This is a genomic window from Rhizobium sp. BK098 (genome assembly GCF_014193155.1).
In the GTDB taxonomy this organism is placed as follows: domain Bacteria; phylum Pseudomonadota; class Alphaproteobacteria; order Rhizobiales; family Rhizobiaceae; genus Rhizobium.
This window is the reverse complement of the sequence record NZ_JACHYY010000031.1, coordinates 1-9,537: the sequence shown is the minus strand read 5'-3', so window position 1 is coordinate 9,537 and position 9,537 is coordinate 1. Positions and strand designations below refer to the sequence as shown.

10 protein-coding genes and 1 pseudogene are annotated in these 9,537 nt (G+C 59.8%); 6 read left to right on the top strand and 5 right to left on the bottom strand.

The features are described 5' to 3' along the window. The 4 genes from FHT73_RS28940 to FHT73_RS28925 all read right to left on the bottom strand — a co-directional run. Window positions 1-1,544: xanthine dehydrogenase family protein molybdopterin-binding subunit (locus FHT73_RS28940; protein ID WP_183716487.1), on the bottom strand; the 1,544-nt coding region annotated here is incomplete at its 3' end. A gap of 5 nt (window positions 1,545-1,549) precedes the next feature. Then, entirely contained in the window at window positions 1,550-2,500 is a 951-nt protein-coding gene (locus tag FHT73_RS28935; RefSeq protein ID WP_183716485.1) for a xanthine dehydrogenase family protein subunit M, read from the bottom strand. Next, entirely contained in the window at window positions 2,497-3,138 is a 642-nt protein-coding gene (gene paoA, locus FHT73_RS28930; protein WP_112610420.1) for an aldehyde dehydrogenase iron-sulfur subunit PaoA, read from the bottom strand. Before paoA ends, FHT73_RS28935 begins: the two co-directional genes overlap by 4 nt. 271 nt (window positions 3,139-3,409) lie before the next feature. Continuing rightward, window positions 3,410-4,303 (bottom strand): LysR family transcriptional regulator, encoded by an 894-nt coding sequence (locus FHT73_RS28925; protein WP_112610422.1) that lies wholly within the window; start codon window positions 4,301-4,303, stop codon window positions 3,410-3,412. Between the two features lie 122 nt (window positions 4,304-4,425). On the opposite strand from FHT73_RS28925, the gene FHT73_RS28920 reads away from it, so the two are divergent. The 6 genes from FHT73_RS28920 (at window position 4,426) to FHT73_RS28895 (ending at window position 8,905) form a co-directional block, all read left to right on the top strand. Continuing rightward, the gene (locus tag FHT73_RS28920) at window positions 4,426-4,821 is read left to right on the top strand and encodes a cupin domain-containing protein (protein ID WP_112610424.1); all 396 of its coding nucleotides are present in this window, start codon (window positions 4,426-4,428) and stop codon (window positions 4,819-4,821) included. Between the two features lie 53 nt (window positions 4,822-4,874). Beyond that, window positions 4,875-5,117: a tautomerase family protein gene (locus tag FHT73_RS28915; RefSeq protein ID WP_112610426.1), complete on the top strand. Its 243-nt coding sequence runs from the start codon at window positions 4,875-4,877 to the stop codon at window positions 5,115-5,117. After that, entirely contained in the window at window positions 5,114-6,295 is a 1,182-nt protein-coding gene (locus FHT73_RS28910) for an arabinose transporter (RefSeq protein WP_112610428.1), read from the top strand. The genes FHT73_RS28915 and FHT73_RS28910 overlap by 4 nt, the downstream gene beginning before the upstream one ends. Window positions 6,296-6,466: 171 nt before the next feature. Continuing rightward, window positions 6,467-7,180, top strand: coding sequence for a carboxymuconolactone decarboxylase family protein (locus FHT73_RS28905; RefSeq protein WP_112610486.1), 714 nt, complete (start codon window positions 6,467-6,469; stop codon window positions 7,178-7,180). 24 nt (window positions 7,181-7,204) lie between these two features. Further along, entirely contained in the window at window positions 7,205-8,182 is a 978-nt protein-coding gene (locus tag FHT73_RS28900) for an aldo/keto reductase (RefSeq protein ID WP_112610430.1), read from the top strand. A gap of 99 nt (window positions 8,183-8,281) precedes the next feature. Beyond that, a complete protein-coding gene (locus FHT73_RS28895) occupies window positions 8,282-8,905 on the top strand; it encodes a nucleotidyltransferase family protein (protein WP_112610488.1) in 624 nt (207 codons plus the stop codon). A gap of 306 nt (window positions 8,906-9,211) precedes the next feature. On the opposite strand, the pseudogene FHT73_RS29690 reads toward FHT73_RS28895, so the two are convergent. Continuing rightward, window positions 9,212-9,321: pseudogene (locus tag FHT73_RS29690) on the bottom strand (aldehyde reductase); the annotation flags it as partial. Between the last annotated feature and the right edge of the window lie 216 nt (window positions 9,322-9,537).

The window sequence follows — 9,537 nt, the reverse complement described above, 5'->3', positions numbered from 1 at the left end:
TTTGCACCGAACTGTCCGCCAGAGCCTGCGGAGACCGGAAAGCGGGAATCGCCAAGTTGCACAGCGACCTTGTCGATCGGCAGGCCCATCATCTCCGCTGCGGTCTGAGCGATGATCGTATAGCTGCCAGTGCCGATATCCGTCATGTCGGTCTCGACGGTGACGATGCCTTCCTTGTCCAGACGTACCCGTGCGCCGGACGGAAGCAACAGATTGTTGCGGAAGGCAGCGGCGACGCCCGTGCCGATCATCCAGTTCCCTTCGCGACGTGTCCCAGGACGGCCGCGGCCGCTCCAGCCGAAGCGTTCGGCGCCCAGCTTGAGACAACCGACCAGATCGCGATAAGAGAACGGACGTTCCGGTTTCTCCGGATCGACCTGAGTATCGTTGAGGATGCGGAATTGCACAGGATCTATGCCGAGCTTCTCTGCCATCTCGTCCATCGCAATTTCGAGAGCCATAAGGCCAGGCGCCTCGCCGGGCGCACGCATGGCGTTGCCTTCGGGAAGGTTCAGCGTCGCCAGGCGCATCGCGGTCATGCGGTTTTCGCCAGCGTACAGAAGGCGGGTTTGCATCGCCGCCGTTTCAAGCTGGCCGCCGGGTTGGTCGCCCGACCAGCTCTCGTGCGCGATGGCCGTGATTTTTCCATCACGGCCGGCACCGATCCTGAGCCGTTGGATCGTCGCTGGACGATGTGTCGTGTTATTGGGGATGAAGGGACGAGGCAGTGCGACCTTGACGGGACGCTTTGCCGCCTTGGCACCGAAAGCTGCCAGAACGGCATCGACACGTAGAAACAACTTGCCGCCGAAGCCGCCTCCGATGAAGGGCGACATCAAATGGATCTTTTCCTTGTCCACGCCCAGCGTGGTTGCAAGATCGGACCGCCACCAGTCGATCATCTGGCTGGATGTCCAGACGGTGACTTCGTCTCCGTTCCACGCGGCAATCGACGCATGCGGTTCCATCATCGAATGCGACTGGTCCGGCGTCGAATAGCTCTCGTCCAGGGTGACTGCGGCAGACTTGAAGGCGACGTCGAAATCGCCCACTGCCGTATCGGGCGGAGCGCCGCCGGCATCCTTCGGCTTCACCGCCGACTTCATAGCCTCGGCGAGGTCATAGGCGCCCTTGTCTTCGGCGTAATCCACCTTCACAAGATTGGCCGCAGCACGGGCCTGCTCGAAGGTTTCTGCAACGACCACCGCGATTGCCTGATGGTAATGTTGGATCTCGTCACCGCCGAACAGGCTTGCGGTGTTGAACTTGCCTTTCTCCCGCTTGCCGACGTCGAGCGTGGTGACGACGGCAAGAACGCCGGGGGCGCGCTTTGCGGCGTCGACGTTCATCGACTTGATGCGTCCCTTGGCGATGGTTGATCCCACAGGATAGCCATAGACATAGGCCATGTTCGGATCATGCCATTCATAGGCATACATCGCCTTGCCGGTTGTCTTAAGCTGGCCGTCGATACGATGAACCGGCTTGCCGACCACCTTTAGCTGATCGATCGGATTGGTGGTTGCTGGTGTGTCGAACTTCATGGCGATCAGCCCCTCGCTTCGGCGATCACGGCACCGAGCGTGCGCTCGACGAGATCGACCTTGAACTTGTTCTCTTCGGTCGGACGGGCGTCGGCGAGAAGGATCCCGGCGGCAGCTCTTGCTCCCTTACCGAGTTCTGCCTCCGCGGCTTCGACCCGCCAAGGCTTGTGGGCGACGCCGCCAATAGCCACCCTCCCAGTTCCGTCAGATTGAATGACGGCGCCAACGGATACCAAGGCAAAGGCGTAGGACGCGCGATCGCGAACCTTGCGGTAGATATGCTTGCCCCCGACCGGCGGTGGCAGCACGACAGCGGTGATGAACTCTCCTTGTTCGAGAACCGTTTCGATATGTGGCGTATCGCCAGGCAGTCGGTGGAAATCGGCGATCGGGATCGAGCGGTGGGTCCCGTCCGGCTTCACGGTCTCGACGACCGCGTCGAGCGCGCGCATCGCGATCGCCATGTCGCTCGGATGCGTGGCGATGCAGGCGTCACTGACGCCCACCACCGCATGCTGGCGGCTGAAGCCACCAATGGCGGAACAGCCGCTTCCTGGCCGGCGCTTATTGCAGGGCTGGGCAGTGTCGTAGAAATACGGACAGCGCGTCCGCTGCAGGAGATTGCCCGCGGTCGTCGCCTTGTTGCGCAGCTGTCCCGAAGCGCCCGCCAGAAGGGCTCGGGAAAGAAGGCCGTAATCACGACGGACCATTTGGTCTGCAGCCAGGTCGGTATTGCGCACCAGGGCGCCAATGCGGAGGCCACCTTCCGTGGTCTTCTCGATCTTGTCCAGCCCGAGACCATTGACGTCGATGAGATGCGTCGGCTTCTCAATTTCCAACTTCATCAAGTCGAGAAGATTGGTGCCTCCGGCGATGAATTTGGCTTCGGGTTTATTTGCAGCCGCCTTGGCCGCGGCCTCCGGTGAGGAGGCGCGTTCATACGTAAAGGCCTTCATGCCGGAACTCCTGCAACTTCAGTGATCGCATCGAGAATGTTGGAGTATGCCCCGCATCGACAGATGTTGCCGCTCATGCGCTCGCGGATTTCGGCCGATGTAACGGTCGCCTGCTCGGTCAAATTTTCGGTGACGTGGCTCGGAATGTTGGCTTTGATCTCCTCGAGCACCGCCACGGACGAACAGATCTGTCCGGGGGTGCAGTAGCCGCATTGGAAGCCATCATGTTTGACGAAGGCGGCTTGCATTGGATGAAGATTGCCGGGCTGGCCGAGTCCCTCGATCGTTGTGATTGTGTCGCCGTCGTGCATGACGGCAAGCGTCAGACAGGAATTGATACGACGGCCGTCGACAATGACTGTGCAGGCACCGCATTGCCCGTGGTCGCAGCCCTTCTTCGTGCCGGTCAAATGCAGGTGTTCGCGCAAGGCGTCGAGCAAGGTGGTGCGATTGTCGACAACCAATGTCTGCTGCTCGCCGTTCACCGAAAATGCTACAGAAGTGGTGAGGTCCATCGTACTCCCCGAAGATTGTGCTGCCGCCGTAAGCGGTGCGGCAACACTCGTCGCTGCCACAGTTGCAGCGGACGTGATAAGTAAGTCTCGTCGGGAGATTTCAAGTTGCTTGGGGGGTTGCATGGCAAGCTCCGGTTCCACAGATGGACAGAAGGCGCTTCGAGCGGCACCGTCTTAAACGTAGCGCCGTGAAAACAGATTATTAGCGCTCAACGATCGATTGGACTTATCGTTCCTGAACATAAGTCATCGGGTGGACTGTTGAAGCTGGATGCCATGATGGCCCGCACGCATCGATAAGACTGCGGCAGATGTCTGCCATGCTGGATATTATTGCGATCGGTGGCGATTGTGACAGAGTCGCAGGAATGGCGGAGAACATCTGACGGACGGCTTAACTGGCCCGGTGGCGCAAAGCTTCCACAAGCAGCGCAAACGCCGGCGACGATTGCCGGCGTGTCGGATAGTAGAGGTGGTAACCCTCCCAGTACGGGCACCAATCTTCGAGAACGCGGCGCAGGCGGCCAGCTTCGATGTGCGGCGCGGCTATGGTCTCAGGAATGAACGCCAGTCCGAAGCCGTCGAGTGCCGCGTTTAGCACCTGAAAGATCCCGTTGAACACCACCTGCCCTTCGACGCGGACGCGAAGCTCCTGCCCGTCTTTTTCGAACTCCCAGGCATAAGTATTGCCGTAGGTCGGCAGGCGCAGGTTGATGCATCGATGGCTGGTCAGGTCTTGCGGAATCGTCGGCACCGCATGCTGCTCGAAATACTTCGGCGCGCCGACCACCGCGAAGCGGGAATGCGCTGTCAGTGGTACGGCAATCATATCCTTCGCCACCACGTCGCCCAGCCGGACGCCAGCGTCATAACCGGAGGCGGCGATGTCGGTCATGGCATAATCTATTGCAATCTCTACCCTGATATCTGGATGCTTGGCCAGGAATGGCGCCAGCCGGGGCCAGAGAATGTAATCCACCGTGAAGTCGATCGCCGAAATGCGGAACGTGCCGGTCGGCTTATCCCGCTGCTCGCGCAAGGCTTCCAGTTCGGCGCGAATGTCATCCAGGCGGGGTCCTGCGGTTTGCAGCAATCGCTCGCCGGCGTCGGTAGGCGAGACGCTGCGCGTGGTCCGGATTAGCAAACGCACACCAAGCCGCTCTTCCAGAGCACGGATGGTTTGGCTCAGCGTTGGCTGGGCAATGCCCAATTTGGCGGCCGCCCGTGTAAAACTGCGTTCCCGCGCGACCGCCAAAAATTCCGACAATCCGTCGAGCGCGTCATCCATTTATCGCCCCTGCCTATAAGTTCATTTGGATTATAGCATCTAATCAAATGACTCGGCAGGGGTTAGATTCGTCTCATGATCAATTCTGGTCCAGCCATGGGCCTCAACAGGGAAATATTGCCATGGACATTACCCGAAACGGGTCCCAGCCTTCCGGCGAGGGGCCCTCCGACTGGTTTACCGGCACCGTTCGCGTTGATCCGCTTTTTGCTTCCAACAGCGCCCGCCGGGGAGCCTCGGCACTCGTAACTTTTGAACCTGGCGCCCGCACCGTTTGGCATACCCACCCGCTCGGGCAAACGTTGATAGTCACAGCCGGTCTCGGCCTCGTCCAGCGCGAAGGTGGCCCGATCGAAGAAATCCGCCCTGGCGACGTGGTGTGGTTCGATCCCGGAGAAAAGCACTGGCATGGCGCGGCGCCCAAGAACGCCATGAGCCATATCGCCATCCAGGAACACCTCGACGGCAAGGTGGTCGACTGGATGGAACACGTCACCAATGAACAGTACGGCTCTTAACCCACTGTCGCCTGCAGAGGATACGGCAAAACCAACATTGTAAGGACCAGATCATGCCGCATGTTATCGTGAAATTGGCTGCAGGCCGGTCCGAGTCGGAGAAATTCGCCGTGGCCGAGGAAATTACACGCGCCGTGACCCAAACGCTCGGTTATGGCCCAGATGCGGTTTCAGTTAGCATCGAGGATGTCGCGCCGGAGGGCTGGGCCGAGCATGTTTTCATCCCGGATATCATCGACAAGGCGGACACGCTTTACAAGAAGCCCGGCTACAAACTCTCCGACCTGCAATCATGACCGCGCTGTCCTTCATTTTTCCTCGGCAGTCCATACTCACGGCGCTGCTGCCGATCATGGCGGCGGTGCTGGTCGCCTTCCTGGTCATTGGTCTAGGCCTCCCGGTCCTGCCGCTGCACGTGCACGACACACTCGGGTTCGGCACCCTCGTCGTCGGCCTTGTCACCGGCAGCCAGTTCGCAGCATCGCTACTATCGCGCTTCTGGTCGGGGCGGACCTGTGATACCCACGGGGCGAAGTTCGCCGTGCTGGTCGGACTGGCCGCGACGTCCGCCGCCGGCCTGGCTTACGCCCTGTCCCTCGCCATCTCGAATCCGGACCTTTCGGTCGCTGTCTTGATTGGAGGGCGGGCCCTGCTGGGCGCAGCGGAGAGCATCGTTATCACCGGCGCCACCATCTGGGGGCTTGGCCGAGTGGGTAGCGATCATGCGGGCAAGGTGATCGCCTGGATGGGAACGGCGGTGTTCGCTGCCTTTGCCATCAGCGCCCCGCTCGGTGTGGCGATCTACGACCGCGCCGGCTTTGTCGGGATTGCAACGGTTACCATCTTTGCTCCGGTTCTGGCCCTCTTGCTGGTGGTGCCCGTGCGAGGCGTGGTTCCCAAGCGGCAGAGCCGTGCCAACATATTTGCGGTTATCGGCAAGATTTGGGTCCCAGGTGTCGGTGCTGCCCTGAGCAGTATCGGTTTTGGCGTCATCCTATCCTTTGCGTCCCTGTTGTTTGCTTCGCATGGCTGGATGCCGGTCTGGCTGGCGTTCAGCTCCTACGCCGTTGCGCTTATCACCGCCCGACTGCTGTTCGGTCACCTACCCGACCGGATCGGCGGGGCTCGGGTCGCGCTGGCCTGTGTTATCATCGAGGCGGCCGGCCTTGCCTTGATGGGACTGTCGTCGTCCGTCATCCCAGCAACAGTCGGCGCGGCCCTCACCGGTTTCGGTTATGCTCTGGTGTTTCCAGCCCTTGGCGTGGAGGCTGTCCGGCGCGCGCCGCCGGAGGGACGGGGCATTGCCATGGGCGCCTACACCGCGTGCCTCGATCTTGCGCTGGGCGTGTCCGGACCGGTCCTGGGATTGGTGGTCGGCCATGCCGGCCTCGGTGCCGTGTTCATGGTAAGCGCCATAACCGTGCTCTGCGTGGTCCCAATCGCGGTGAATCTCAACCAGGCAGATCGAAAATGACATTTATCTCACCCAGTTCGACGCCAGCGCCCCTTCGTCATCGGACCACGGCGGCGAGATACGTCGCGCATCGCGTCCCGATGGTCGAGGGGAACGCAAAAGTAGCACCGTGATCGGGGTTAGCCACCGCGCCGCGCGGAAGGAAATCAACAAAATGGATTGGATCCGATTATGACTTCAAACCCTCAGCCTAGCGTGACCATGGATGACGTGCGTCGTGTTTCGCCGGCGCTCGCAACCTATACACAGGCCACGATTGTCGACGACCTTTGGGGCCGGCCGGGCCTCTCGCCAAGGGACCGCGGTATCGTCACAGTCGCGGCCCTCATCGCCCGCAACCAGGTCATTGGCATGACCCATTATTTCAACAAGGCATTGGACAGCGAAGTGACCCCGAGAGAGCTCTCGGAAATCGTGACCCATCTTGCTTTTTACAGCGGCTGGTCAAATGCGCTCTCCGCCGTCTCCGTTGCCAAGGACATCTTCGATGAGCGGAACATTGGCGCCGACCAGCTACCGCCGGCAACGCCCGACCTGTTACCCCTCGATGAGATGTCCGAAAACAAGCGTGCCGCAGCGGTGGAAGCGAACTTCGGAGCGGTCTCGCCGGGTGTCGTGATGTATACCGGAGAGATCCTCTTTAAAAACCTTTGGCTTCGTCCCGATCTGGCCCCTCGCGACCGCAGCTTGATAACGGTCAGCGCGCTTGTCACGTCCGGCCAGGTTGCCCAGATCACCTATCATCTGGGCCGGGCGATGGATAACGGCTTGACCAAAGAACAGGCATCCGAAGTTCTAACGCACCTCGCCTTTTACACTGGTTGGCCCTGCGTTTTCTCGGCGATGCCTGTGGTGAAAGAGGTTTTTGCCAGCCGTGGCGTTTGATTACCGACAGAAGGAGATAGACACATGCAAAAGCGCACACTTGGACAAGGCCTCGAAGTCTCCGCCCTTTCGCTCGGCGCCATGGGTTACGGCAAAGCCCGCGAACTTCCCGACAGGGCTGAAATGATCACCCTGATCCGGACGGCCGTCGATCGCGGCATGGATTTTTTCGACACCGCGGAAGTCTATGGCCCCTGGACCAACGAGTTGATGGTCGGCGAGGCCCTGGAGCCTGTCCGCGATAAGGTGAAGATTGCCACGAAGTTTGGTTGGGATATCGACCAGCAGACGGGTGCCCACCGGGGCGGTGTCAACAGCAAACCGGATCAAATCCGCAGCGCGGTTGAAGGAAGCCTCAAGCGCCTCAGGACCGATCACATCGATCTACTGTATCAACACAGGGTGGATCCCGATGTGCCCATGGAAGATGTCGCGGGCGTCGTAAAGGACCTGATTGACGAGGGCAAGGTCCGCTGGTTCGGTCTCTCCGAAGCCGGCGCCAATTCGATACGCCGTGCGCACGCGGTTCAGCCTATCGCTGCATTGCAGAGCGAGTATTCGCTGTGGACCCGCGAGCCGGAGGTCGAAATTATCCCCACGCTAGAAGAACTCGGCATTGGTCTCGTTCCGTTCAGCCCCCTGGGCAAAGGTTTCCTCACGGGAAAAATCAATGCGGCCACGGAACTCGATCCCATGCGTAGTTCTATTCCCCGGTTTGCCCCTGAGGCCCTCGCAGCGAACCAAAAGCTGGTCGACCTAATCAAAACCATTGGCGATCGGCACAATGCGACCCCCGCGCAGGTCGCGCTGGCGTGGCTTCTAGCCCAGAAGCCCTGGATCGTTCCCCTGTTTGGAACTCGTAAAATTGAGCGGTTTGACGAAAACGTCGCCTCGCTCAAGGTTCAGCTGACGCCTGCGGATCTGCAGGAGATCGAAGGCGCCAACGTTGAGATCAAGGGTGCGCGCTATCCGGACGAGCATATGAAACTCGTCGGGCTCTGACGCTTGGCGCTTATCGTCATAGCTAGAGACGACCTAATCGAGAATTTACAATGCGTCACGACCTCCTTGCATCGGTTCCATCACCAGATCGGTCCGGACATGAAACAACGCGAAGGCTTTTCGGTCGGAGCGATCTTGCTGGCGGCCGGACAGGCAAAGCGAATGGGAGAAACCGCCCAGCACAAGCTATTGGCCGAGTTCGATGGCGTGCCGCTGGTGCAGCGTTCCGCAATTGTATTGCTAGCCTCAAATGCGACGCCGGTCGTTGCCGTGACGGGCCATCGGCAACGAGATATCGAAGCCGCCTTGACGGGCATCAATATCGCCACCTTATTTAATCCGTCTTATCTAACCAACATGGCGAGCTCGGTGGCTTGCGGGGTCTCGCATCCTCAAATTGCTGCGTGCGATGGTGTGCTTATCATGTTGGCAGATATGCCCGGGATCGTGACGGATCATAGCGACAGCGTGATACGGGCCTTTGCGAAATCCGGTGGGGAAGCGATTGTGCGGGCCAGCTTTCACGACAAGCCTGGACATCCCGTCTTATTCCCCCGCGCGCTCTACAACCGCTTGATCAGACTGTCAGGCGATGTTGGGGCACGAGAGTTGATTGCCGGTAGCAAACTCCCGATCATCATGATCGATATCGGTCCAGCCGCTCTCCTCGATGTCGATACGCCGACGGCCATTGTTGAAAATGGAGGCGTGCTGCGTGGCTGAAGCGCGCCAATAGACCTATTGGCAGGTTCTACTCGCTCCGCCGTCGGTTCTCCGTTGCCTGCGCAGAGTCATGTCGCCCAGATCATGGAAGTGTCTGGGTCCGGTTTCTCCCGGCACTCTAAGGCCGCAGCGTACGGATATCCAATGCGTGCTTCACGGAGCGTGGGAAGCCGAGCAAAACCGAGCCGCGGGTCGTGTTGGCGCTTATTCGATCGCCTTGAGGGGACTCGAACTTCCGGCACGTGCGGGTAATTGTCGCCAAGGTGACGATGTCCATTCTAATGGATTGAATGCAAGGGTGAATCGCTAGCCAACTAACTTTAAGCGAACAAGACTTTCGGCGGTCGCGGTGATCGCCTCTTCCCGAGAGCGCGGCTTCCATCCGGGCAGGTGCGTTGCTTTTGGCCGCTTGCGTTCATGTCGGCACCGAGTAGCGATTATGTCACGGCTAGTTTCGCATTCGCAAGAAAGGCTTCAGGAACGAGACGTTATACCCCTTCGTGGACGCTCGTAGTTTCTCGTCCGAATGCGACCAGACTGTTGGTTTTCACGCGGAACTGAGCCGGTCAGGCGCATAATTTCCATTGAGAATTGAGCCATGTGAACCTTCCCCCAACGCGGTGAGCGACAGG

What these genes read in the sequence shown, in the direction of transcription:
- FHT73_RS28935 (WP_183716485.1), bottom strand. Translation starts at nt 2,500, where the DNA reads ATGAAGGCCTTTACGTATGAACGCGCCTCCTCACCGGAGGCCGCGGCC.
- paoA (WP_112610420.1), bottom strand. Translation starts at nt 3,138, where the DNA reads ATGCAACCCCCCAAGCAACTTGAAATCTCCCGACGAGACTTACTTATC.
- FHT73_RS28925 (WP_112610422.1), bottom strand. Translation starts at nt 4,303, where the DNA reads ATGGATGACGCGCTCGACGGATTGTCGGAATTTTTGGCGGTCGCGCGG.
- FHT73_RS28920 (WP_112610424.1), top strand. Translation starts at nt 4,426, where the DNA reads ATGGACATTACCCGAAACGGGTCCCAGCCTTCCGGCGAGGGGCCCTCC.
- FHT73_RS28915 (WP_112610426.1), top strand. Translation starts at nt 4,875, where the DNA reads ATGCCGCATGTTATCGTGAAATTGGCTGCAGGCCGGTCCGAGTCGGAG.
- FHT73_RS28910 (WP_112610428.1), top strand. Translation starts at nt 5,114, where the DNA reads ATGACCGCGCTGTCCTTCATTTTTCCTCGGCAGTCCATACTCACGGCG.
- FHT73_RS28905 (WP_112610486.1), top strand. Translation starts at nt 6,467, where the DNA reads ATGACTTCAAACCCTCAGCCTAGCGTGACCATGGATGACGTGCGTCGT.
- FHT73_RS28900 (WP_112610430.1), top strand. Translation starts at nt 7,205, where the DNA reads ATGCAAAAGCGCACACTTGGACAAGGCCTCGAAGTCTCCGCCCTTTCG.
- FHT73_RS28895 (WP_112610488.1), top strand. Translation starts at nt 8,282, where the DNA reads ATGAAACAACGCGAAGGCTTTTCGGTCGGAGCGATCTTGCTGGCGGCC.